General features: G+C 43.2%; 33 protein-coding genes. 4 read left to right on the forward strand and 29 right to left on the reverse strand.

Going from position 1 to position 23,919, the window contains the following annotated elements:
• The first annotated feature begins 98 nt into the window (after positions 1-98).
• Positions 99-605: an SRPBCC family protein gene (locus LY624_RS14835; RefSeq protein WP_130149358.1), complete on the forward strand. Its 507-nt coding sequence runs from the start codon at positions 99-101 to the stop codon at positions 603-605.
• Positions 574-1,461 (forward strand): TIGR03899 family protein, encoded by an 888-nt coding sequence (locus LY624_RS14840; RefSeq protein WP_341803320.1) that lies wholly within the window; start codon positions 574-576, stop codon positions 1,459-1,461. Before LY624_RS14835 ends, LY624_RS14840 begins: the two co-directional genes overlap by 32 nt.
• 30 nt (positions 1,462-1,491) lie before the next feature.
• Here the strand turns inward: LY624_RS14840 and LY624_RS14845 are convergent, their stop codons facing one another.
• The 7 genes from LY624_RS14845 to dusA all read right to left on the reverse strand — a co-directional run bounded on the left by LY624_RS14845 (position 1,492) and on the right by dusA (position 6,245).
• On the reverse strand, positions 1,492-2,259 hold the full coding sequence (locus LY624_RS14845) for a TIGR04219 family outer membrane beta-barrel protein (RefSeq protein WP_130149630.1): 768 nt from the start codon (positions 2,257-2,259) through the stop codon (positions 1,492-1,494).
• Positions 2,260-2,263: 4 nt separating this feature from the next.
• On the reverse strand, positions 2,264-3,250 hold the full coding sequence (locus LY624_RS14850) for a DUF2333 family protein (protein ID WP_341803321.1): 987 nt from the start codon (positions 3,248-3,250) through the stop codon (positions 2,264-2,266).
• Positions 3,251-3,258: 8 nt separating this feature from the next.
• On the reverse strand, positions 3,259-3,765 hold the full coding sequence (locus LY624_RS14855; protein ID WP_130149355.1) for a copper chaperone PCu(A)C: 507 nt from the start codon (positions 3,763-3,765) through the stop codon (positions 3,259-3,261).
• A gap of 80 nt (positions 3,766-3,845) precedes the next feature.
• Positions 3,846-4,172, reverse strand: coding sequence for a hypothetical protein (locus LY624_RS14860; protein ID WP_130149354.1), 327 nt, complete (start codon positions 4,170-4,172; stop codon positions 3,846-3,848).
• A gap of 9 nt (positions 4,173-4,181) precedes the next feature.
• The gene (locus LY624_RS14865) at positions 4,182-4,388 is read right to left on the reverse strand and encodes a PspC domain-containing protein (RefSeq protein ID WP_130149353.1); all 207 of its coding nucleotides are present in this window, start codon (positions 4,386-4,388) and stop codon (positions 4,182-4,184) included.
• 10 nt (positions 4,389-4,398) lie between these two features.
• Positions 4,399-5,073 carry a PspA/IM30 family protein gene (locus LY624_RS14870; RefSeq protein WP_341803322.1) on the reverse strand — a complete coding sequence of 225 codons (675 nt, stop codon included), beginning with the start codon at positions 5,071-5,073 and terminating at the stop codon, positions 4,399-4,401.
• A gap of 236 nt (positions 5,074-5,309) precedes the next feature.
• Positions 5,310-6,245 (reverse strand): tRNA-dihydrouridine(20/20a) synthase DusA, encoded by a 936-nt coding sequence (dusA, locus tag LY624_RS14875; protein WP_445936743.1) that lies wholly within the window; start codon positions 6,243-6,245, stop codon positions 5,310-5,312.
• A 186-nt stretch (positions 6,246-6,431) separates the two neighbouring features.
• Between dusA and LY624_RS14880 the strand changes: the two genes are divergently transcribed.
• Positions 6,432-7,505, forward strand: coding sequence for a site-specific integrase (locus tag LY624_RS14880; RefSeq protein ID WP_341803324.1), 1,074 nt, complete (start codon positions 6,432-6,434; stop codon positions 7,503-7,505).
• A 44-nt stretch (positions 7,506-7,549) separates the two neighbouring features.
• Positions 7,550-8,068 (forward strand): hypothetical protein, encoded by a 519-nt coding sequence (locus tag LY624_RS14885; protein ID WP_341803325.1) that lies wholly within the window; start codon positions 7,550-7,552, stop codon positions 8,066-8,068.
• Here the strand turns inward: LY624_RS14885 and LY624_RS14890 are convergent, their stop codons facing one another.
• The 22 genes from LY624_RS14890 to LY624_RS14990 all read right to left on the reverse strand — a co-directional run bounded on the left by LY624_RS14890 (position 8,069) and on the right by LY624_RS14990 (position 23,883).
• Positions 8,069-9,016, reverse strand: a complete 948-nt coding sequence (locus LY624_RS14890; RefSeq protein ID WP_341803326.1) for a hypothetical protein — start codon at positions 9,014-9,016, stop codon at positions 8,069-8,071.
• Positions 8,998-9,693: a hypothetical protein gene (locus tag LY624_RS14895; RefSeq protein ID WP_341803327.1), complete on the reverse strand. Its 696-nt coding sequence runs from the start codon at positions 9,691-9,693 to the stop codon at positions 8,998-9,000. The genes LY624_RS14890 and LY624_RS14895 overlap by 19 nt, the downstream gene beginning before the upstream one ends.
• Positions 9,690-10,172: a baseplate complex protein gene (locus LY624_RS14900; RefSeq protein WP_341803328.1), complete on the reverse strand. Its 483-nt coding sequence runs from the start codon at positions 10,170-10,172 to the stop codon at positions 9,690-9,692. The genes LY624_RS14895 and LY624_RS14900 overlap by 4 nt, the downstream gene beginning before the upstream one ends.
• On the reverse strand, positions 10,169-10,867 hold the full coding sequence (locus LY624_RS14905; RefSeq protein ID WP_341803329.1) for a hypothetical protein: 699 nt from the start codon (positions 10,865-10,867) through the stop codon (positions 10,169-10,171). Before LY624_RS14905 ends, LY624_RS14900 begins: the two co-directional genes overlap by 4 nt.
• Positions 10,868-10,871: 4 nt before the next feature.
• Entirely contained in the window at positions 10,872-11,198 is a 327-nt protein-coding gene (locus LY624_RS14910; RefSeq protein ID WP_341803330.1) for a DUF1353 domain-containing protein, read from the reverse strand.
• Positions 11,199-11,207: 9 nt separating this feature from the next.
• Complete coding sequence (locus LY624_RS14915; protein ID WP_341803331.1) at positions 11,208-11,729, reverse strand: hypothetical protein; 522 nt, start codon at positions 11,727-11,729, stop codon at positions 11,208-11,210.
• A 1-nt stretch (position 11,730) separates the two neighbouring features.
• A complete protein-coding gene (locus LY624_RS14920; protein WP_341803332.1) occupies positions 11,731-12,744 on the reverse strand; it encodes a hypothetical protein in 1,014 nt (337 codons plus the stop codon).
• A complete protein-coding gene (locus LY624_RS14925; protein WP_341803333.1) occupies positions 12,745-13,569 on the reverse strand; it encodes a phage tail-collar fiber domain-containing protein in 825 nt (274 codons plus the stop codon).
• Positions 13,566-14,090 carry a hypothetical protein gene (locus LY624_RS14930; RefSeq protein ID WP_341803334.1) on the reverse strand — a complete coding sequence of 175 codons (525 nt, stop codon included), beginning with the start codon at positions 14,088-14,090 and terminating at the stop codon, positions 13,566-13,568. The genes LY624_RS14925 and LY624_RS14930 overlap by 4 nt, the downstream gene beginning before the upstream one ends.
• On the reverse strand, positions 14,083-15,234 hold the full coding sequence (locus LY624_RS14935; RefSeq protein ID WP_341803335.1) for a baseplate J/gp47 family protein: 1,152 nt from the start codon (positions 15,232-15,234) through the stop codon (positions 14,083-14,085). Before LY624_RS14935 ends, LY624_RS14930 begins: the two co-directional genes overlap by 8 nt.
• The gene (locus LY624_RS14940) at positions 15,234-15,539 is read right to left on the reverse strand and encodes a DUF2590 family protein (protein WP_341803336.1); all 306 of its coding nucleotides are present in this window, start codon (positions 15,537-15,539) and stop codon (positions 15,234-15,236) included. The genes LY624_RS14935 and LY624_RS14940 overlap by 1 nt, the downstream gene beginning before the upstream one ends.
• Positions 15,539-17,710: a phage tail tape measure protein gene (locus LY624_RS14945; protein ID WP_341803337.1), complete on the reverse strand. Its 2,172-nt coding sequence runs from the start codon at positions 17,708-17,710 to the stop codon at positions 15,539-15,541. The genes LY624_RS14940 and LY624_RS14945 overlap by 1 nt, the downstream gene beginning before the upstream one ends.
• Positions 17,710-17,826 carry a DUF6890 family protein gene (locus LY624_RS21355; RefSeq protein ID WP_445936714.1) on the reverse strand — a complete coding sequence of 39 codons (117 nt, stop codon included), beginning with the start codon at positions 17,824-17,826 and terminating at the stop codon, positions 17,710-17,712. The genes LY624_RS14945 and LY624_RS21355 overlap by 1 nt, the downstream gene beginning before the upstream one ends.
• Before the next feature lie 50 nt (positions 17,827-17,876).
• Positions 17,877-18,164, reverse strand: a complete 288-nt coding sequence (locus LY624_RS14950; RefSeq protein ID WP_341803338.1) for a putative phage tail assembly chaperone — start codon at positions 18,162-18,164, stop codon at positions 17,877-17,879.
• On the reverse strand, positions 18,154-18,786 hold the full coding sequence (locus LY624_RS14955; protein ID WP_341803339.1) for a hypothetical protein: 633 nt from the start codon (positions 18,784-18,786) through the stop codon (positions 18,154-18,156). The genes LY624_RS14950 and LY624_RS14955 overlap by 11 nt, the downstream gene beginning before the upstream one ends.
• Positions 18,786-19,235: a phage protein gene (locus tag LY624_RS14960; protein WP_341803340.1), complete on the reverse strand. Its 450-nt coding sequence runs from the start codon at positions 19,233-19,235 to the stop codon at positions 18,786-18,788. Before LY624_RS14960 ends, LY624_RS14955 begins: the two co-directional genes overlap by 1 nt.
• Before the next feature lie 5 nt (positions 19,236-19,240).
• Entirely contained in the window at positions 19,241-20,347 is a 1,107-nt protein-coding gene (locus LY624_RS14965; RefSeq protein ID WP_341803341.1) for a DUF2586 domain-containing protein, read from the reverse strand.
• 21 nt (positions 20,348-20,368) lie between these two features.
• Positions 20,369-21,001, reverse strand: a complete 633-nt coding sequence (locus tag LY624_RS14970) for a phage virion morphogenesis protein (protein WP_341803342.1) — start codon at positions 20,999-21,001, stop codon at positions 20,369-20,371.
• Positions 20,994-21,467: a phage tail protein gene (locus LY624_RS14975; protein WP_341803343.1), complete on the reverse strand. Its 474-nt coding sequence runs from the start codon at positions 21,465-21,467 to the stop codon at positions 20,994-20,996. The genes LY624_RS14970 and LY624_RS14975 overlap by 8 nt, the downstream gene beginning before the upstream one ends.
• Positions 21,464-21,901, reverse strand: coding sequence for a phage head protein (locus LY624_RS14980; protein WP_341803344.1), 438 nt, complete (start codon positions 21,899-21,901; stop codon positions 21,464-21,466). Before LY624_RS14980 ends, LY624_RS14975 begins: the two co-directional genes overlap by 4 nt.
• Before the next feature lie 117 nt (positions 21,902-22,018).
• Positions 22,019-22,765, reverse strand: coding sequence for a phage terminase small subunit (gene gpM / locus LY624_RS14985; protein WP_341803345.1), 747 nt, complete (start codon positions 22,763-22,765; stop codon positions 22,019-22,021).
• 80 nt (positions 22,766-22,845) lie between these two features.
• Positions 22,846-23,883: a phage major capsid protein, P2 family gene (locus LY624_RS14990; protein ID WP_341803346.1), complete on the reverse strand. Its 1,038-nt coding sequence runs from the start codon at positions 23,881-23,883 to the stop codon at positions 22,846-22,848.
• Between the last annotated feature and the right edge of the window lie 36 nt (positions 23,884-23,919).

The raw sequence follows: 23,919 nt of genomic DNA on the forward strand, positions 1-23,919 counted from the left end.
GCTATAAAATTATTACCTGAGGTGAGATTATTAAACTATTCGTTCTGTGTATAAAAACACTGTTTATATGTGCCCTTATAACTTTAGTGGTTGGGCTGATGCTTTCACAGCAATATACCGTAAATAAAGCAATAACAGTCACCGCGAAGCGTGATGATATTGCCTCGCTCGTTACGGACTTGAACCAGTGGCCACAGTGGCAACCTTGGGAAGCAGTCGATCCGAGTATTCAGTTTACACTTGCTGAGCCAAGTCAAGGTGTCGGTGCCCACCAATTTTGGGATAGCCGTTGGGGAGCGGGTGAAATGACAATTACACAAATGAACGACGAAGGAATGAGCTTTAACCTTTTATTTAATCAAGAACACATTGCTCGAGGTTCTATTCGTTACTTAAATCAAGGCAGTGATGTTGAAGTCATATGTACGCTTCATGGTGAGGTAAATACCCCAATTATAGGTGGCTACCTTGCCCTTTTAAGCCAATACATACTTAACAACACAGTAAAACTTGCGCTTAATAATATAAAAACACATGCGCAATTAACCACTACCGACAAGGCCAATGCCACCGATGACAGTCAAAACGGCACAAGCAAGAGTTAATCTTGCAAATATTATAGAAAACCAACTAGGGTATTCTATTCATAAATCTCCTTCTGCAAAAATTAATAACGCAGACAGTGATAGCTATTCTTCACAAGGCCAACAACAACTTCCCTACAAAATAAAGGCTAATGTGGGCTTATTAGAGCGAGCTCACACTCGTCAAGAGATTCAATTTATTAAGCGCCAAGAAAATATAGAAACAATCATGGCTATGGCAATGGGCTTTTGCCCTGATGTAACAGGACGCCATCAACCTGATTCGGATTGGATAGAGCGTTTCATAAGTTTATGCGAAGATACGGCCAATACTTCAATGCAAAAGCTCTGGGCTAAGATATTGGCAGGTGAAACTGTTTCGCCTGGCACTTTTTCAATAAAAAGCCTGCAAACACTCAAGCATATGACTCAGCGTGAAGCTGACGCACTTCAGCGCTGCACATCGCTATGTGGTTTTAATGAAAAAGATAACAGTAACCTTATTTTGTTGGGCTTTTATAAAAAGCCTTCCTTGTTTGATTTACTACGTAAAGGTAACAAGGTGTCATTAAACTTAGGTAAAACACCTGTCAGTTTTCCTGATATTTTGACACTGATGGATATTAACCTATTATACCGAAAAGAGATCGAATCGGCTGTTTTAAAAGCCGGACAGGAATTTAATTTAAGCTTTATGCATCAGCGCTTAACCCTAAAAGCAAAAAGTAATGACTTAGTACTGAGCTATTATAAATTTACACAAACGGGGGATGAGCTAAGAAAGCTTATTGCCTCACCTGTTAACAAGGCCTACAAACAAATAGTATCTACATCGTTAGAAGAGGAATTCGAAACTAGCTGGCAAGTAAACAAATAACCTGCCAGCTACTTTTACTAAGTAAAGTGCTTAGAAGTGTACTTGAATACCCGCAAATGGGCCTGATGCATCAATATCTGTATAAATATCATCAACATCATCAAGTTCTAAGGTCATTGAGCGGTAACCGGCTTTAACGTCTAAATCAACCGCAAGATTATCAAGTAACGCATACGCGATACCCACTTGGTAGTCTTGTACTTTGCTATCATCAATCGCAAGCATACTTCCTTCAAAGAAAACGCTCAGACCTGTCAGTGGCAAACCCACTTCCGCACGACCGTAAACTAAAGGAACGAAGCCAGAAAAATCAACACGTTCTGTTGATGCAGGGCCACCATTTTGTGACGTACCAGTGACAACGATATCACCATCAAATTGCTTAGCGTTTAAGCCTAAATCAATCGAAACGAGATCATTATCAAAAATCTCGTAATAAAGAATATAATCGATATGAGATAAATCACTCACCGTGCCTACTTGCGTACCAACAACATAATCAGCATCACCAAAACTAAACGTATCATCTAAGGTTGTTGAGCCATTTAGCTCAAGCTCAGTGTACTTAAATTTAAAGTTAGGAACTAAAGGCACTGGATGCTCTAATGCCGCGTAATAACTAATGAATGTCTCATCATCATAATTAAAGTTTTGTAAGTTGTCGTTTTGAGCAAAACTACCACTATTATCTGACCGCCAGCCATCAACACCCAAGTACAGGCCCAATAAAGTATCAGCTTGTGCTGTAGGTGCTAAACAGGCCATCGACAGCGCGGCCGCTAAACAGTACTTTTTCATCATTTTATCCTTGCGCTAAAAGTTCGCTAAGTTCAATTAGAGCCGCATTGGCTCGCGAAATATAATTTGCCATCACCAGTGAATGGTTTGCTACAAAGCCAAACCCACTGCCATTAAGAATCATCGGGCTCCACACAGTTTCTTGTGTAGCTTCTAATTCACGAATAATTTGCTGCAGGCTCACTCGAGCATTTTTCTTTTCTAATACATCGGCAAAATCATACTCCACCGCTTGTAAAAAGTGCAGTAATGCCCATGTTGCACCTCGCGACTCATAAAATACATCATCAATTTGCCACCAAGATGTTTTCACTTGATTTTGCAATGGGGTGTACGTTGCTTGATGAGCTGCTGTATCGCCGGCTAAATCCGTGTTTAAACGATCTTGACCGACACTAGCACTTAATCGTTGGCTTAAGCTACCAAGGCGCTTCTCAGCCTCTTTTAGCCAGCTACGCAAGTTATCTGCACGAGCATAAAATTGACTGTCTCTGTCATTTTGGTCGGCAATTTGGCTTCGGTAAACAATGAGGTAATTGATACCTTTTTGATACTCTGCTTCTGCACTTGGCCATGCCCACGCCTCAGAGCTAATATTAAATTGTGGTTGTGCCTTTTTAAGTGCTGCATGTTCTGTTGATTGGGATTGTGAACGGCTAAAGTCTTTTCGCATCGACAATACTAAGTCTCGCGTCATCTCAAGCGCGCCATATTCCCATGCAGGCATATTATCCATCATTACACTAGGTGGCATAATATCATTAGATAGATAACCACCCGGTTTATTTAACAGCGTATCAGCAACATTGATTAGCGTGCTTGTCGTGGTATAGCCCGTCACAAATTTATCGCCGCGCATTTGTGCTTCTTGCTTCGCCTTGCTTACCACATCCATACGAGCAGGTTCACTGCTCCAATAAACGGCAATTGCATAAAAAATAATTAAGATTATAAGCAACGCACTGGCTATTTTTCCTTTGTGTTCAGACATATTATCTCCTAGTGATGTGAGTGCTCTTTACTTTTTTGCGGTTTTTCTTCTGACATTGTTTGTAAAGACACAACTTTAGCTTGAGTAAAAACTCGATTTCCATCATTAAAATATAGCGTGAGTTTTCGTTCTTGCCCTGCTTTTAGCTTATCTTCTGGCTCAAACACCATCAAATGATAACCCCCTGGTTTAAACTCAACACTACTGTGGGCATCAATCTTTAATGACAAAACCTGCTCCATTTTCATCATACCATCCACATGTGTATGCTGATGAATTTCAACGCGCCCTAAACCATCTAGTTCAGCCTTCGTTAAAACAGCTGCATGATTGCTAGGGTTTGTGATAGTCATATAAGCAACACTGGCTTTGCTCGCGGGTAAAAACTCACGGACTTGTGCATTACTGACTGAAATTTCAGCGCTATCATTATGGTCATGACCACTATGAGCAAATGAAAAAGTGCTATAAAGCAAACTTGCAGTAAGAAAAGAGAGTGCGGGTAACAGCTTCATCGTGCTTTAATCCTTGTTAAGACATCAACTTACCCGCTAAATTTAGCATACTTTGTTTATTAAGGCAGTTTATTAAGGCGCTAAGCCGCCGATTTTTTGTTATCAGCAATCAACCAGCATAATGCGGCGATTAACAACAATGGCCATGCAACCATCACTGAGCCAAATAGAAACGCAAGCACAACACCAATCAGAGCAACAACACCTGCGCCAAGTAAGCCAATAGTGAATAATGCAACACCAGCAACAACGACAATCACTGCCACTATCGCACCGATGACTTCAAGCCCTGCCCAGCTCATATCAGCAATTGATAACGGCAACTGCCATGAGTCAAACGATACGAATGACACTGCATCGGTACACAGCAATAGCATTGCTAAGACGATGATAGCTAACGTTTTCATGCTCTACTCCTAGTAACCTTTTACTGGTAAAGAACAGTGAGCAATTAAATAACCCACGCCTATTAACAGCGGCATATTAATCAGTAGTATGATCATCACCAATCGCGTAGACCATACAGGAAACCCTAAACGCGCAGCGAGTCCGCTACACACACCCGAGATTTTCTTATTGCTTAAATCTCGATACCAACGTGATGATGTATGATAAGTGTTCATTATTAACCTCCTAAGCCGACTGCTTCATCGTTGCTTTTAAATCAGCAAGCTCTTTATCGATTGCTTCGTCTTTCTCTAAGGCAGCGATTTGTGCTGCTGTTGAATTTGCGGCATCACCTTGTGTAAGTTCATACGCCTCAACTTGCGATTCAATGTTTTCAACACGCTGCTCTAAGTAGTCAAAACGTGCTAATGCATCTTCAACTTTACTGCTATGCAACTGCTCTTTTACTTTTAAGCGTGCTGTAACAACGCGTTCTTTTTGCATGTAAGTCAGCTGTTTGGCTTTTGCATCTGCAAGCTTGTTTTGTAAACGCTGACAATCATCAGTTAATTTAGATAGTGACTCTGCCACTTTATCCATTTCAGCTTGTTGCGCTTCAATTTCTGTCGTTAAACGCTGCTTTTCAACTAATGCTGCTTTGGCAAGATCGTCACGATCTTTACTCAACGCTTTTTCTGCTTTCGCTTGCCAGTCAGCTATTTTTGCTTGCTTTACAGCGATTTCACGCTTCATTTGCTTTTCTTGCGTTAAAAATGTCGCAGCGGTTGCACGGCATTCCGTCAGTGCATCCTGCATTTCTTGCACTAGTAGATTAAGTAACTTTTCAGGGTCTTCCGCTTTATCGAGTGCTGCAGAAAGGTTTGCCTGAATAATGTCATTTACGCGATTTAATACACCCATGTGACTCTCCTGTTGATAATTGGGTTAATACAGCTAGGAGATTCCAATTCTTGTGCCAACTAACAAATAAATTAATTTTGTTATTTAGATACAATAAGTTGAGTTAATAAAATTTAGATTTTGACTGACTAGTGACTGAATAAGAAATAACTAATTTGACTAAAAAATTAACTTTTTCACCAAATTTTAGGATCAAAAAAAGCCACAAAATGTGGCTTTTTTAACGAGGTATATGATTAGACTTCTGGGACAAAACTTAAGGCTTTATCCATAACAGTTAAGTCAGCCGTTTTACCATGCCCGTTCTCAGACAAATGACGTCTAAAACCACGCGCACCAGGTTGGCCTTGAAAAATTCCCAACATATGGCGAGCAATATGCCAAAAATTAGCACCTTTGCTCATTTCATCTTCAATATAGTCATACATAGCGCGCACAACCTGATGACGACTCAGCGTAAAGGCTTCATCACCATAAATTTTTTCATCCACTTCAGATAAAATAAACGGATTACTATACGCTTCACGGCCAATCATAATACCGTCAACATAATCAAGGTGAGCTATGCTATCAGCGATGGTTTTCACGCCACCATTTAAGCTTAAGTGCAGCTGCGAGTAATCTTTTTTCAACTGATAAACACGCGGGTAATCAAGAGGTGGGATCTCACGGTTTTCTTTTGGGCTTAGACCATTTAACCATGCTTTACGCGCATGAATAATAAAGTCATCACACCCCACATCATGACTTGCTTCTATTAAGGCACACAAAAACTCATACGAATCTTGCTCATCAATACCAATACGAGTTTTAACCGTAACAGGAATCGTCACTTCGGCCTTCATTACTGCAACGCAATCAGCAACAAGTTTAGGCTCAGCCATTAAACAAGCACCAAAGCGGCCATTTTGCACGCGATCAGACGGACATCCCACATTTAAATTTACTTCATGATAGCCACGCTCTGCCGCTAATTTTGCACATTTAGCCAACGCTTCAGGATCTGAGCCACCAAGTTGCAATGCCACAGGCCCTTCATGCTCATTAAAGTGTAAGTAGTCACCTTTACCAAATAAAATAGCGCCGGTTGTCACCATCTCAGTGTAAAGCACAGCATGCTTAGTCATTTTGCGGTGAAAGGTTCGACAGTGACGATCAGTCCAATCTAACATGGGTGCCACGCTAAACCGTCTAAACCCTGTATTACCTGCTATTACTGGGCTAGAGCCCTTATTTAGTGTGTTACTCATATAGTCTGAATTGCCTTGAATTGCCTTGAATTGCCGCGAGTTTCGATATAGAGTGCCCCAAATGGGCCCCATTTGGGGTAGGACTAAATACAGTAAAAACGGCTAACCATGGCTTCATTTAATATTGAAAAACGCGCTAAAACTAATGGCTCTTTTAGTTACCGAGCAGTTGTTCGCGTTAAAAAAGATGGCAAAATTATACACCGAGAGTCTAAAACTTTCAGTAAAAAAGAACTGGCACGTAGCTGGGGCTTAAATCGTTCTAGTGCTATTGAGAATGATGAGGTATTTAATCGCGGTACTGTCGTTTCTATTTTTGAGCTATTAAATTTATATTTTAATGATCATGATCTTTGGAATGCAACTGGCCGCACAAAACAGTTTGTAATAAAAATGCTGATGGATTGCGACATTGCAAAAGTACAGACTAATGAGCTTAAGACAAGCGACTTAATTGAGCACTGTAAAAACCGAAGGAGCGCAGGAGCTGGGCCAGCAACTATTTATCACGATGTTGCATATTTAAGAAGTGTTATGAAAAAGGCAGGGCCAGTGTGGAACATCGATGCTAATTATAAAATATTCGAAGATGCTGTGCCGGTGCTCATTGAAATGGATTTAGTTGGCAAAAGCCAAAAGCGAACTCGCCGCCCTACCGATAATGAATTAGATAAATTGCGCGATGGTTTAAAGGAACGCATGAACTTTAGGCCGAATGGCAAAGTTAGAATCCCTTTTTTAGATATTCTAGATTTTAGTATTTTAACTTGTATGCGCATTGGTGAAGTTTGTAAGTTGCGCTGGGATGATTTGAACAAAGATCATAAAACTATATTAGTTCGTGACAGAAAAGACCCGCGTAAAAAAGAAGGTAATCACATGCTAGTACCTTTACTTGCTGGCTCTTTTGATATTGCTATTAAACAGCCTAAAGATGGTGAACTAATTTTTCCTTACAATCCAAAATCTGTTACAGCAGGTTTTCAACGTGTGCGTAATTCCTTAGGTATTGAGGATTTACGTTATCATGATTTGCGTCGCGAAGGTGCGAGCCGCTTATTTGAAAAAGGCTATTCAATAGAAGAAGTGGCCCAAGTAACAGGCCACCGTAATTTAAATATTTTGTGGCAAGTTTATACGCAATTATTCCCGCATAAACTTCATGATAAATTTACTAACTAAACATAATCAGCTGTTTGCATTTACTTTAACATTGGAGAACAATCATGGTTGAATTTATTTTAAAGTTAATTTTCCCCTTAACTTCTACACTCTTAGCAGGTCTTGCAATTTATTTTACCTGGCAGCAATCAAAATCAAATAGGCAACATAACGAATTATCTGTTAGACCTGCAATATGTAGTAATTTTGACACTCACCAAAATGAACTCAACTTTACAATTACAAATAAAGGCTTAGGCCCTGCTATCGTCGATGAGTTTAAGTTCTATCATAAAAATGAACTAATCACTTATTCGAAATTTGAAGAAATAATTAATGAAAAATATCGCAAGGTAAGTGCTTTTAAAAAACCACCAATTACTTCTACTCAAAGTCAGGGCAGCTATATAGCCAAAGATGAAACTATTACCATATTAAAATTGACCTTGCATGACCTACTGAAACAACCCAATATTTCCAACATTTTCAAAGAAATAGAATCAACTTTTTCTTTGGAATTTGAGTACACTTCTTTCTATGGGAATACCAAAACTAAAAAACTCCAATTCAGTACAAGAGAATAACTACTCAACTATTGGTTCTAACCGACAGCTAAGACCTGCAGCTTCAGCTTTATAACCAACAAAATCAGCTTTCTCTGTTGGTGTTGGTAGTGGTGAGTTATGTGTGTGAGTTGATAAGGTTTGATTCATTTGTTCAACCAAACCGATTAAATCAAGCAGCACTTGAGCCACGTTGACTGAGCTATCTCCTAACCACACTGTTTTGCCTTCGACCTTTGCAAGTTCACTTGCCTTAGCATGTAAGGTTTTTAATGTTTTTAGATTCATGTTTTCAGTGGCTTCAATATCCACTTGTTTCTTACTGCCAAGCAATAAGCCTTCAAGTGCAACGATTAAGGCCTTTTCACCAACGACTGTTTTTAAGGCGCCCATTATTTCATTGACTTGGTTGCCATCTACTTTGTTTATATCGTGGGTGTCTATGCTGCAGGTGCGTTGGTGATATTGTTCTGTGCGGTTGCGCGATTTTATTCTGCTGGTATCGCTCTGCTGTGTTATTTCCCCATCCGTTGAAAAATGCCAGTGACCATCGCGGCCTTGTAGCTTGCTGCGGCTACTTTGTTGTAGCGTGACATCGGTGCGCTTGTGTTCTGGCACCAAACTTTGCCAAGGTAATAAGTTGGTGATCACAGGGTGACTGTTCAATCCATCAATGTATTGTATTAAGCAATGCATGCCTGGTGCAGGTTCGTTTAACACACCATGATCAGCGGCTTGGCCTGTGCCTAATGTGACTTGCTGAAATACAGGCACCACTAATGGTTCGCCTGTTTTAGGGTTAAGCAATTGCACATCAGCACCTTTAAGTGGTTTAAAGACACTGCTGATTGTTGCCGTTACGGGTATGTCATAAATACGCTCTATACGTGCCAACTGCGGCAAATGCTTACGCTGCCCAAGCTCTGGAAAGTAGCGCAGTATTAAGCGCTTTATAGCGTTTTTGACCATCTGATCACCTGTCTATCATCTTGTAATGTCACCTCTGTAATAAAGCGCCCATTTAACTTTATACCTGGGCGTAACTTAGGGATTGCCATAAGCATGCCTGTGTTTGAAGCTGTTACTTTAATGGGGTGTTCTTCAAAGTCGGTGATTTCAGTGTTTGCCCAGCGTGAGTCGTGCCAGCTACCTGCATACACTTTCCCATCAGGGCGCTGCTGAAATATAAACTGAGGAATACTGAACACATCAGCGCATTGCCTTAGCGCTTCAATCCCTGTGCCATGGTGATAAAAAGCCGGCACGGCGGTTTGTGTGTAATCTGCATCAGGGTAAACAAACGCTAAACCTGTTTTACTTAGCTCGTCACACACGTTCGCAAAGGTGGCATGACGAATAGCAAAGTTATGGGCAAACGATAAGGCGCCGATCAATTCACGGCACGTTAAAAACCAGCGACCATTACTTTGATGCTTGGCCTCAATCACACCTAAAAAATACGGCTGCATAGCATCTAGGGTGTAACCTATGTGTAACTCAACAATCCCTTGTGGTTCATGCTCTGTGACAACAATAAAGCTTGCACGGCCAGTGCTGAACAGATCAAGCTGCGTATTTTCACTAACAATATTCGTCACCTGTGAGCCACCAATGGTAAGCACTTTAATTAGCCGGTTACTACTCATGGCCCTTCACTTTTTTCAAACGCAGCTTGTACTGTGGTGTGTCCATCAACGGCTTGGGTTTGGCTATTCTCTTTAGCCTTACCATCAATTTGCTGCTGATTACGCTCAGCGGTTGAAAGGACTTCAAGCAACTTAAACGTGACTTGCCACGCTTTAACCTCTTCAAGCTCAACCGCTTTTACTTCATCATTGAACTTCGCTTTACGTATTTTGTATGCTTCTGTGATTTCACTGTTAATGGTGTACTGTAGACGGGCGCCATTTTCATCGGTTGCTTTGGCCTGTGTAATTAACTCGGCAAGTTCAGCATGATCCTTAAAAGGAATTTTTGTATTGATAGTGACCACACCAGGCTTAACCCCTTTGTCACCCGACAAGGTAAAGGAACCTAACCCGCTTAAGTCATCACTTGGCAACTTAATGCCACAATTAATACGTATTTCATAACCTGGTACTTGCCAGCCATTTAACGTGATCATGCAAAAAGCTCTTTAATTGTTTGAATGTTATCGCCACTGCCAACAAACACGCAGTAAGCCCAGTGCATGTCGTTATTACCTAATGTTTCAATTTGCTGTGCAAGCGCTCGCGCACTTTGTGCATTGCTGTGCGTTACCGTTAAGCTTGCACCCGCTTGAAAGGTTGTTTCAGTTAGTCGATTATCACGGACAGCTTTTAACTGCTCGGTGTCAGTAAGTGCCGCATTAATATCTGTAATGAGTTGCACACCTTCGTCGTTCACCAGCTGCTTGCTTTTATCAACAAAGGCATTAGCAACCGCAGGCAATGCACAGCAATCATTTACATCCTGCCATTCAATTGATTGCTCTGTTGTAGGCAGGCGCATTTTATCGGTATCAAGGGTTGCTAAGCTGCTTGCATGTTGCTGTGCATGCGTAAATACAGGCAGCGCACACAGGGTATTAAAAGCCGTAAGCTTGCTTGATAAACCTGCTGCACTTGGGGCACTGCAACTAAGTATGACCGCATTGAATACGTTAGGTCGTTGCTGCCTTGTTGCATCGTTGATTGCTTTTGCAAGTAACTGACTCCCCGCCGCTGCCGTAATAAGGCTAGGCGTTTGATAACTGTTTAGGGCAATGATATGAATGCTCTTGCACGCAGCATTCAGTGCCGCCCTGCTTTGTGTATTAAACGAAGCTGGTATTTCCATAGCGTTACCTAAAAGCCGTAAGCAGTGACTTTAACGAGCCGTAAGCCCACACAAAAAACCACATAGGGTATGCTTTCCAACGAGGTACACCGTAGAACGTAAGCAAAATAAAGAACTCGTAATGTGCATTCTCACGACCCGTTTTTAATGCGTAGTCATGCCAAATAGCCGCGGGTAAGCCTTTACCAAAAGGGTTATGAAACCAGCGCACATACCAAGGTAAAGTAAACCCGTCTGTGACAAAGAACCGATGCACCTCACCAAACTTAGTTTTGAGTGGCTCAAGTAATTGTGCTTTGCCTGCACTGATAAAGTTAAGTTTTACTTGCATAGCTACACCCTAAATGACAGAGAACTTACGTTCTGTTAGCTCAAAAATATCTTGCTCATAGTCGGTATTGATAAGCGCTTGATTAACAATCCACACGCCATTGGTTTCAAATTTAAGTGGCAAGGTGAATACACCTTCTACCACTTCGGCAGGCATTAATTGAACACGGCCCGTATCAACGCGCTTAAACGGCACTTTGAATTTACGATCAGGGATAGCTAATTTTCCTGTCGCAATCACCGCATCACTTGATTGCGGCACCGTGTATTCGTTTTCATTGTTTACATACCCCTCAAGCTGCCCTGCAACGTTATCAATAATGACGGGGATTAACTGTGTTTCTTTTGGTGCAATGCTCGCAAGATAGTCATCAACATTGTAATCACTGACAAGCGCTTTAGAGCCAATATAATCAGCAAAGAAATAGGCCTTCCCATCAATATCTACGATACTCTGTTGCTTAAATAACGTGATACTATCGGGGAGCTGTGGTGCGATAGCACCTGATTGAATTAATAATAAAACTTGCATGTCATGTTCCTTCGCTTGCACTTAGCGGAATACGAAAACCTGTTGTTTCATAAAGACAATTCGACGCCCACTCTTCTAATGCTTGTCGAGTGAAATATTTATTCGAGATGTTAGTCATAGCGAAGTAACCATGTTGCTCTTGCATATCCGACATAAATAGATCTTTTGATACTTGCGTAAGCCCTCCTGAAAACATATTCACTGCAAAGGAGTGGCTGGTACGCAATGGCGTCTTTCCTGCTTTTGCTGTTGTCATATCTAAGTCAGGGTTAATGCCAAATAAAATGCTGCAAATATCATATGTGTACCCGCCACTGCTTGACGAACCGATTGATGAACCGATTAGCGATAACGAACCATTGAATAACGCAATGCCTGAAAAATCTTTGTCGGTCGATGTAGAAGTTGGATTACTTCTTAACTGCCTCACTATGCCGACCTCTGGTATGTCATCCGTTTTTGTGAGGGTATTTAAGTCAACCAGCTTTGATGCGCTTCGCGTATTATTCGAATACAAGTGAGTACAGTATAAAGTGCCATCTTCAAGTATACCGAAACTCGATATCAACTCTGTATTTTCGTATGCAGTAGGGCTCACTACTGCCGTCATATCAATCAAGTTAACTTTTACAATTCTGTGATAACTAGAGGTATTTTCATCAACAAGGCCAATAAAGTGCGGTACACCATCAATCAAATGTATGATTGAAACGCTTCCTTTAAATGAAACATTATTTCGCGGTAAGTCGTTTCTCAATAATACCCATCGAATAGAGCCATCTTTGTTGTAATACCGAAGCCCTGTCGCATGTATATCGATATAACCACCTAGCGCATCATAAACGTTTGGATAAGTTCGTGATGCAACTGAGCCAAATGTATAACTCGCTGCTGTTGTTGCATCATAAATGTATGCTAAACGCTCATTTTCAGGCCATGGCAATAACTGCGTGGTTCTATGTAAGAACTCCCCAGCTTTAAACCCATCGTTGCGCTGCTTAACAATGCTATCCATTTAAAACTCCCATACATCATCTGCGGCGTTATAAACAAACACCCGCTCGTTTTTATCATCAGCCACGATGTTCACTTGCACATCGACCGCACCATCTTCTAGACGCTTAAACTTTATTGCTTCAGTCTCAGCAATTTTTAGTATTGGTACACCGCTGCTAGCCCTTACTGAAAACCAATCCCCATCTTGTAATTGGGTTTCGTCTTTACGAGTAATTGGCGCCGCGAACTCTGCGGCTTTTAACGAATAACGATTAAAAACAGTGATTGGCCCCTCTGGTTTAAACGGTAAATTAGTGATGTAGTCTGTTTTTTCTAGGTATTGCGCATGTGTGTGGACATCAAATTCAGACTTACTAACAAATTCCCCTGTTTGCACTTGCCATGGCAACGCGTTTAACGTGATATTCAAGTCGTCGGCAATGTTTTGGCTTCGCCATACAATGCTTTTCGCGCTGTAGTTTCCATAAACCTCAGCACTCGTTTTTGTTTTACTTTGTCGTGCAGTCATGACCACCGCGATAAGGATTTGCTCATTATTCGCCTTGGTCGCAACGGCGCCATACCAGTTATAGTCAAAGTCGCCGACGTCGTAGCCCATCACGGCACTGATCACCACGGCATTACCATCGATGCGCGATACCGCTTTAACAGGTTCACTGTGCACAATGTTTGCTGGGATCACCGTGTTTGGGTCTATTGGCGCGGTTTCGTCTTGGCCGTCAATATTCGCAAACACAAAATGCGTAATGTTTTGTACTTCATCACCGGCGAATACGGCGTTGCGATAATCTAAGCCCGCATTGGTTATTTGTAATTGACTCACCCTGTTACCTCTTGATCATATTCCACAAGGCCAATGGCATCGGTTGTATTGACCGTTGCCATCGCGCTTAAAAAGTAGCGGCGGCATGTTCTGCCATACTGCTCGATGACTTCATTAACAAGTTGCTCTTTGCCGCTAAACTCATCTTCTAACATGGCAATTTCCACCATATCCCAATCAAAGCCTGGTACGCGCTCATTCACTTGGATATAACCAAAACCAAGACGCTTAAAGATCCGCTCCATGCCAACATTTGAGCCAGCATCAGTGGCATTGGCAAACGCATGTTTTACACGCAAGCCATAAAGTGCGGCTGATTCACCTGGTAAGCGATTAATAGAGCGCTCCCATGCAAGCAAGTCTAAAATAGCGGTTTGTGCTGTTTCGCTGTGTTGCTGCTCAAGCCACCAAAGTAGATAGCTCTCCACTTCCTGCCAGTAACTTTGCGCAACCTTTGCCAGTGCTTCTGCATCTTTGCCGCTCAACCAACTAGGTAATTGCGGTACTAATTCATCACGCATTCGTTAGCACCATACTGTTGATTGCCGGCAACCATAATTCGCAGTTAATATCTGCATTGTCGAAACGGATTGTCTTAAGCTCTCGAAACTCTGCGTGTAATTCGCTGGCGAGCTGGCTAAAACTAAATAATGTGTTGGGCCGACATCGAGTGACATGCTTGTAAGCCGCGTTTTGTCTGAATGCTGCACGAATAAACTGCTCAATGTCGGCACGACGATCAGCGGTATTAGGGTGTTGTTGATAGTTCGCGACAATATCAAAGGGCTGATAGTTAATTGCATAAACCTGCAAATCATCGCCACTGCCGTGATTACCTTCAGCAATGTGATTGTTAATTTGGTTCAATAAAGCCGTGCTGATTGCACCTACATCTAAATACACATAGGTATTTGCACTACCTGGTCCCCGTGGTGCGTTCTTTTCAAATACGATGTTATCAACTGAAATACCCGTAAAGGTTGAAATAATAGAGCGATACACCGCATCAACGTGATAACTGCCTAAAGACGAAAACGCATCACGTATACGCAATCGATAGTTATCATCTGTTTCAACGTCTTGCCCTGCTCTGGTTAGCCAATCAGCCTTATTCGTAGCTGTGAGGTTTTCAATATCTGAGATAACACGTACATAGTAACCCGCGGCTAAGTTGTAGCTTTGCCCTGTCTGCTCAGCCTCGACTGACACAGTGTGTGTTGCCTCTCCCACAGCAAAGATTTGGTCAAATAATGTCACGACACGATATACGTGCCCGTTGATCGGTAAGCTTTCTATTACCGTGCCTCGGGGGATCACTAATTCAGTGTCGATATCTGTGCGTGTAAATTCAATCAGTCCTTTTGCTTTTACTGCAGGCAACTTAAAGGTTTTGCGCGATTCGCCATGTTGTTCTAACCATTCATCACTGGCAAGCATAACAAAGGAATTAGGCATTACCTTTGTGATCAAGCTATCGATAAGCTGTCGTGCAGGCTCGACCATGATGGATTTTTGCAAACGAAAGAACGGGCTAAACGTGCTTGTGTTGTTAACCGAAAACTCACCTTGCTCAACATGCTTTTGCCACAGTGCATGCAGTTCTTCATCCGTGACAGGAATGCCCGCGGCTTGAAGCTCTTGCTTAAATAACGTGATGTAGTCCATTAAATGGCCCCCTCAATCGTGTGAGCGGTGACACTAATTTCACCTGTCAGCTGCTTTATCACTTTGATGGTGCCAGGCTTCAAACGCTGATCTTGCTCCACTATCAACTCTATCTCCGTTAAAATTTTGGCAACGATGTTGTTATTACGAAGGCCAATGAGCTCAACCAGTTTGCCGCTTTCAATAATGCGGTGCTTAATATCCTGTGCAATCACATCGCTATTCGTTAGCTGGCTAGGCACGGCAAAGCTATCAAGGGCCAAGTCCTGATCAACAATATTTAAATCAATATTGATAGTTGTCATTAGCCTGTAAGCTCCATCATTGTTTCAATACTGTTTAATGGGTCTTCAGACTTAACCGTTAAATTATCGATGTAGACACGTTTACTGTTATCCGTTTGACGCGAATTGTCTGTGTTGTTACTTGTTGCTAGGCTTTGCAAATATGCTGACTTTTTCACACTTGGCTTATAGCTTTTACTGTGTTGTTGGGTACTCAGTTGCTCAACGCTGTTAGCATTGGTGTGTACTGCGTTAGTAACTGCCTGATCTGTTTTTGCTACTGTTTGGCTAATATGACTGTTCAGGCCAGATAATTCGGCTTGTTTTGCATTAAAAACAGGCGAATTAGCAGCGTTAGTAAAATGGTTAGCTGAAGCATAGTTATTCGTAACAGTACGACTAGGTAAAGCAGTAGCATTATCAAGAATGCGTTTGCCATAGTCGCGGCTATAGGCCTGATCCGCATGCTGCATAACTAAGTTTTTTGGTTGGCTGCGGTCAATGTTTTCATAGGCTGATACCGCTTCTGTTCTTATTTTTGCTTCGGTATCGTCAATAAGACCAAGCTTTTCAAGTAACCACTTAACACTGTCAATCACGTAATCAAACGATGCTTTCACATTCGCAAATGCTTGCATGAGTGCTTGACCCCATGCCGTGTTTTGGAATGCGGCAACAAGATCATCCCAGTAATAAATCAGCGCAGCCACAGCGGCAACCAATGCGATAATACCCGCAACAACCCATGTAACAGGGTTTGCCCACAGTGCAGCATTAAATAACCATGTGGCGGCTTTACCTGCCAACATCACGGTTTTAAACGCACCAAACGCAATCGATGCAGCGGCGACTGTCGCAATAAGTGATAAGAATCCCAGTACACGTAAAGCAATCAACGCCCCTTGCCAAAGCTTAGTCAGTAAAGTTAAACCACTGGTGAGTGCAGCGGTTGATACGAGCGCCATACGATAAAGGCCCATTGTGAAAATAACCAACCCATACACGGTGATCAGCGCAATAATGCCCACCACAGCCGTTGCTATCACACTGGATAAAACAGGAAAGCGCTCAGTCAGAGAAACGATATACGCAAAGCCAGCGGCGAGTTGTTCAATAAACGGTTCAACCACAGGTAGTAAACGATTTCCTACCGCGGTGGCTGCGGCATTAAACGAACCGACTAAACGATCCCACGGGCTGGCAATAATGTTTGCCATTTCCGCGGCTTTTGATGCGTCTTGTACATTTTCAAAGGTGTTAATGCCTGCTTTGAGCTTATCAACTTTGGTGCTCAGTACGTCGATTGCTTTCGCGCCCTGCTTACCAAAGATTTGTGTCAGCACATCACCGCGTTGTACAGAACCCAATGAGGATAAGCGTTCATTGATACGCCCTAACACCACATCAATCGCCAACATATCACCATTATCGGCGGTCAGTTTAATACCCAGTGCGTCTTGTGCTTTACCAATGCCCTGTAATAACGAAGCCGCTTGCGTGCCTGCCACTGAGCCTGATTTAGCAACCAGCTGTAATTCACCTACTAAGGCAAATTGCTGCGCTGAGCTTAAGCCAATATTGGTTGCCGTTGCCCCAAGGTTGGCAAATGCGGCTTGCATTTCAGCACCGGTGGTTTTGTATAGTTGTACCGCTGTCGCTGTTTGGCCTGCAATTTGATTTACCCAATTGGCCTTCCCCATTTTATTGGCGGTTTGCTCAAAAATACCGTACATGGTGCCCATGTAGCTGGTGATTGTTGACGCGTCCGCTTTGGTCGCCACAGCGAGCATGTTTGATGTTTTCGTAAACTCTGATAATTCATCACCATTTAAGCCCGCAATCGCAGACTGAATATCATAAGCGCTTCGCACAAACTCAGCGGAGTCACCGCCAAATTGAAAGCCAAACTCATACGAGGTTTTAGTCAGTTTTTGTAACGCATCATCGGCAACACCCAATGATTGCACTTCACCCAATGCGGCCACATGATCAATGGCGGGATTTAAAGAACGAGCCAGCGCAAAACCGCCTGCGACAGCCGTTGTTGCACCGCGCATCATTTGGTCTTGCGCTGTTCGTGCTTGGCTGCTCAGCTGATTAATTTTAGCCATGACTTTATTAACCGGCCCAGTGACTTTATCAATGATGCCGATTGAATAAGTGAGCTTATCTAACTTGCTGAGGGTTGCCATTAATCGCCGCCTATTGCTTCACAAATACCGTTGTTTACGGCTATTGCTAAGTTCTCTTGTTCACTGGTGTATAAGTAAAGAGCCTGTGCCAAGCTTTCATCCGTTGGTGGGATCACGCCAAAGTATTTAGCGTGATACGCCAACAACTGATCAAGTTTGTTTTTGCCTATTTGCTTGGCTCGGCTTTCGATTTTTTTACTTTGAAATTAAACTCTGGTTGATACACTTCAACCACAGCACCCACTAAGAACAATGGTGCACCAGGCTCTTGCACTAACTCTTTTAGCTTCGCTTCATGACTTTCAATGACGGTGTCTAACAAAAAGTTGGTTGCCGGTTGCACTTTGTTATTAGGCTGCGTTGCATTTAAATACTTGTTGTAGTCGTTAGCGTTAATGCTAAAGGTGATTTCACCTTTCGAAGTCTCAACGGTAATTTTCTTTTCAAACGCCATGATCAATACTCTCTTTAATATCTGCTTGGTCTAGCAGCGTGTAGGTAAAATAAGGGCCATACTTGGCAGCGGATTGCTCACACAAGGCAATGAACTCGTCAAAGTCATTTGGATTTGCAAACACCTGGCAACCGGCAGACCACTTATCAACTTGGATTGATGTGGTTTTACTGTTTGCGCGGTGGCAGTTAATGCCAAAGTAACCTTGTTGTAGTTGCGCCTCTGGTGTGACGTCCGTGTCTAACTCGGTGTCTTTGTTGTTGTCACGCAAGACAACAACGGGTTTATGTTGCACAAGGGCGCGGTATTTCCCTTGGTGATAACCCAACGTCCATAAGCTTTTATGCTGCCCTGCAATTAGCACGGCGGTACCGTCTACGTTCATTGGGTGTTTACGCCAGTAAAGGCCTGCGTCTGTGGTGGCCTTAAACTGGTTTAATTGCCACTCACCACCTTGTTGATACAGCACACAAATCGCATCATTAAACGTATTGGCACGGGTATTTGCATGGCGAATACCAATAATGTTTAGGTTTAATTCACCTTCAAACACACGGTAGCCACATGCTTGTAATGTATGAAGTAACGCTGTAACAGATAGATTGCGAATGGCTTTAGTCATTACAGATCTCTCACTTCATCAGCGGTTAAATACGGCACACCATTGATTTTGATAAAATCAGGGCTCGTCACAGGGCACTTAATCGAGGTAACGTCTTCATCCCCTCCTTCCGCTTTCAGATCAAGCAAGTCTTCTAGCTGCGGTAAACAACCAAATGCCTCAATGTTCTTTTTCCCTGCTGATACCTCAGCATTGAATGCCACATCAAACGGCTCAATCCCCTTCCAGCTTCCCGCTTTTTCTGCTTGTGATTGCACAATTAGCCAGTTCTCATGATCAAGCTTTAAGGTTACTTCCGCTGACACAGGGCCATCAATGTAGCCTTTAGGCACACCACGCACGGTTTTAGGTTTTCGGCCATCGGTGATTTTTACCTGTGCTTCAATTACGTGCACCATTGACGAACCAATGAACACATCAAAATCTTTACCACCTAATACTTTTTGCATGTGCCTTACTCCTGATCTTGGCGGTCTAACATGATGCCGACGAGGATTTCACTTGGTGAATCATACGGCGTGATTTTCATCATTACTTGGATTTGCTTAGCGCTCAGCCATGTAATGCTAATGCTGTCTTCTTTCGGCGGTTCAATGAGACCTGGGAACTTATCTGCACCAATGTTCACTGACTTACTCATTTCGCGTAATGGTTTACTCATCACGCGCTTGCCAAATTCAGTGCCACTGGGGCTGTTGTTTAAGCGGCGGTTCTTAATGTTTTGAATCGCAATGATGCGAACAGCCCGCGCGGCCTTATCAACAATGCGACCATTTTCAATTTGTTGAAAATCGCCGCCTTCTGCATCAAGGGTGTTCACATCACCAAAGTACACACCATCAAAATCAGCATAAAACTGTGTGCAACTAAAGCGCTGTGCATCCAGTGCTGCCGTGGTTGTATTGGTGAGTGGTTTGCCTTCGGCATCTTCTGGTAGTGGCATTAAAGACATGGCACCCGTCAGTACACGCATTGGGCTATCTGCAATCGTGACTGAGCGTTTACACAAGCGCCCTGTTACCGCGCCGAGTTCATCACCAAATAGCAATGGCACCACCGCTACACGGGGGGCAACCACGCCATCTGTCAACGGTTGAAGCGCGGTTACTAAGTCAGACCACGTTTGCTCTGCGGCAAGACCTGGCGCAGCAACAAGAATATGAACCCGTCTTGCAAGACTTGATAAGATTTCGAGGGCTTTAGCTTGGTAACTTTCAATGTCGGCTTTGCCTGTAACAGGCGTACAAATCACGATGATTTCAGGACTGACATCTTGATCCATCGCTTTATCAATGAGCGCCATAATGTCCGCACCAACAGCATGAGGAATGGCATAACCACTGACCAAATCATCACCGTTACGCTGCCATGCTTTTACTTGTGTTTTTAATGGCGAATCAGCTTCACCAAATTCACTGTCAAAATCACTTTGTGCATTAATAGGTAGAATTTTGCCGTTACTCTCTGGCCCTTCGCCAATGAATAACACGCTGCGCTCCACTTCTTTCGTAGCGCCACTGCCTGTTTGTATGGCTGCAACGGATACTTTACCTTGTGCCATGGTCGTTCCTTATTTGCTGCGCTACGCCACTTGCATAGCTTTGTTTAAAATAAAACTCTGTTGCTCTTTTTGTTCAGAGGCGGTCTGCCCTAAAAATGAGCGGGCAGGCAAATCAATCTGCCAACTGCTCTTACTTGAGCTGCCCTTTAGTTCGCGCAGTAAAAACCCTGCTTGGTTTTTACTTAAATGCTCGGTTATCCAGATTATCGTAGGCCGTTTCGTGCCTTTACCTTTCCCCCGCGGGATTGTGTAACCCGCCGCAATTAATGCACGGGCGAGGTTTTTTGTTGCTGGCCCATCTTTAGTTTGATTGCCAGCACTTGATTGTTTTTCTACATCAAGGCTGACCCCTTCTTGATGGGCGCGGGCGATCTTTGCAGTGCGTGTGTGATTAAAGTACACACGGCCGCTATCAGGTCCGTACCGCACTTTCATGCGACGCTTAAGCTTGGTGAGCATTTTCTTTTTTCTGCCGTTTGCCCTGCCTTGCCAGCGCTTCCCCATCAAGTCTTGTTGTTCAGTGATCCGCGTTTTACTGCTTCGGTTTGCCGCCCTAATTGCACCGCGTATTAAATTGCGGCGCTTGTTCGGGTTAAGACGTAAAAACGCGAGCTGCTCTTTACTTTGCCCCTCGTCAAATTTGACGTTAAGCACGGCTTATTTGCCCTAGCAATGTAAACTCTTCAGCAATCCACACGCTTTGTTCACCAAAGTCATAACGTATGCCGTCTAATTCAAACGGGCCGTTGTCTGTTTGAACAAGCTCAATCTCTTCACATAGCTGTTCAATCATCAATTCAACTTCATTGCTGTTGTCATCATTCACATCAGCACTGAATTCAATGTCGTGGCTGTCGTATTTACCGCCATTGTTTTGCAGCCAAAACGAGGCAAAGGCGCAAATCAATGCTGCTGGCGCTGAGCACGGGTTTATACTGATCACCCCTGAGTAATAAAAACGTGCTGCTAATAACCCGTTTCCATTTATGGTTTTGCTACAGGGCTCAATGCGTCCGCCTTCAATCCAACTGTCAAACTGAGTATCAAGGGCTAATTTGTGCCCCTGATACACAACGCTAACTAAATGCTGTTTAAGCATTGCTATTTTGCTTTGGCTCATAGCAATTCAACCGATAAGTTAACGCTGAGCGACTGCAATAAACGCAAAGCGTTAATACTCTCGCGTTGCCAATGCTCATGATTATCTACAGCTGATTGGCTCTGTGCTGTCGCGTTATCACGATGTGTACTGCCAAGCTTTGATACCAGCAAATTTGCTTTGGCTTTGCTGTACACAGCATCACAGTAAAAAATCACTTGTTGCGCGTTAAGCGGCTCGCCATTGGTCAGTTGAACACCGTCTAGCTCTTGGTTTATTTCTGCTTGAGCACGGGTGAGTTTTTCAACGAGCAGATCCGATTTATTCGCGTATTCGCTGGCAACCGCGTAATGCTCAATAAAGTGAGCCGTGCCGAGTGCTGGGTAATAGCCATTGCCTGGCACTTCAACATTGACGCTTTGTAAATCTGCTTGTGGCATACCGCTTAAATTCATCACACACCTTTCACTAAACCATTCACATGACAATTAAATTGGGTGTGGGCGCCACTTAGTCACATACGTTAAGCAAGCAATGCGAACGCTGTGCTAAGTTGCCCACCGGCGATGGAGCTAGTCAGCGTCAGCCGCTTTTTCTGGCTCGCTTTGTTTTAGTAACTTTTGCAGGTCTTTTAATAAGGTTTTAACCCCTGCTTTATCGTTAATGGCTTGAGCTTGCTCAGCGAAAATCGCAGCAAAGCCGTAATTGTGTAATGACGCATCGACCTTAGCCGTGATGGCGTAGAGCTTGCCGCCCACTACCTCTAAGCCTGTCCAGTTTTGGCTTTTCACGATATTGATTAAGCGATGCAGTACAAAACTGATTTCAAATAGCCCATCATGTTTTGATTCTGATAAGTAAAAGTTGGCATCGTCGTACAACTGATCGATAACGAACGCAGGCCAATGCTTGGTATTAAACACAGTGGGTAATGGCTGCTTTTGTTCAATCATCAATGGCAATAGCTCTAACACTGCATCCCAGCGTTTTAAATCAACTAGCCAAATAAATACCCATGCCAGCACGGTGTTGGGGTGGTTTTGGCCGCTTAAACGATAGCGGTTGATATAACCTAGGTAGTCATTACGCTTTAGGGCTTCAGACTTGTAACTGGCTTTATCAGCAATATCGCTAAATGTTTTTAGTTGAGCTAAGTCAGACTCGATGGCCGCTACAAAAAACGGGTACTCTTTTTGCTCATTGTCGGTTACTGGCGTATTAGCTTGAACGGCTTCAACCGCTGCTGTTGGCGCCTTTGTGTCAGTGCTATTTGGTACGCTGCTTGCTGTTTTGGCTAATGATTTTTTAACTAAGCTCATTTAAAAACACTCTACTAGTTGGTTAAAAAGAGCCGCCCTGAAACTAGGAAAAAAGGGCGGCAATTGCTGCTGTTAGTAAACTAAACCCAGCCGTCACCTGCTTGATTTGGTAACTTCACATTGGCTGATTCAAAGTAAATCGCTTTTTCTAGGTCTTCGACGTAGTAGCAATCGTTACGTGACAGGTAGTCTTCAACACGTTTTTTCTTCGCGTTATTTTCAACGCTCGTACGGGTTGAACCTGTTTGCACGTAGTGACTTAGGTTGTCAAAGCTGGTGACTAAGATGCCGCGAGCAGGGAAAAAAGGAATTTTGTAACTCGCCAAGCCTCCATAGGTTTCAATGACCTGTTGAAGCTCAATCTTGGTCTTTTCGCTTGGTGTATGTGCTTGCTTGGCGTACAGCTTATTTTTATCGTGTGCGAGTAGTTCATCACCGATAATCGCCACCATGTTGGCACGTTTATGCTCTGGAATACCTTGCAATGCGTCATGCACTGCTTGATCGAGGTTTTCATAGTCGCCGCCTGCACCAATACGGATTTCATTCACTGTGACACCTTCAGTCACAACACGCTCTGGTGCATCACGGCGAAGTAATTGCAACCAACCAATGTTGACGTCATTCATCATTGGGTATGCCACAATATCCGTGGTATCAGCGGCATGCGTACCATTCCAACCGATTTTGATGATATCCAGTGCAATCGCCTGGCGAACGTGGTTACGGTAGCGTTCATGGAAATCAGGGAACTTCGACCACTGATCCATTTTCACCCATGTGATATGAATGTCACATTCAGTTGGGTAACAGCGGTATTCGCGTTTATCGAGCTTCGATACATCGCGGGTTTTACGCTCTTTGGTGTCGTCGGTTTCAACACCGGCACGACCCGTCACACCACCGTCAACACTCATGATCACCGATTGACCGACTAGATCATCAACCGGTGCGGTATTAATCATCTGTAAGAATTCAGACGATTCATACACCGCGTCGTATAGGCGTTGCTCTACAGTCGGCTCAACGTTAAATTGCTCTGACATTGATGCCACGCCATAGTTAACGGCCATGCCTGCCATAATGGCAACAAATAATTCTCTGGTTCTTGTCTTCATGTTCTTTCCTGCGTTTAACTTGGTTACGTTCAATCC

The sequence above is a fragment of the Pseudoalteromonas sp. N1230-9 genome, from assembly GCF_032716425.1.
Taxonomy (GTDB): domain Bacteria; phylum Pseudomonadota; class Gammaproteobacteria; order Enterobacterales; family Alteromonadaceae; genus Pseudoalteromonas.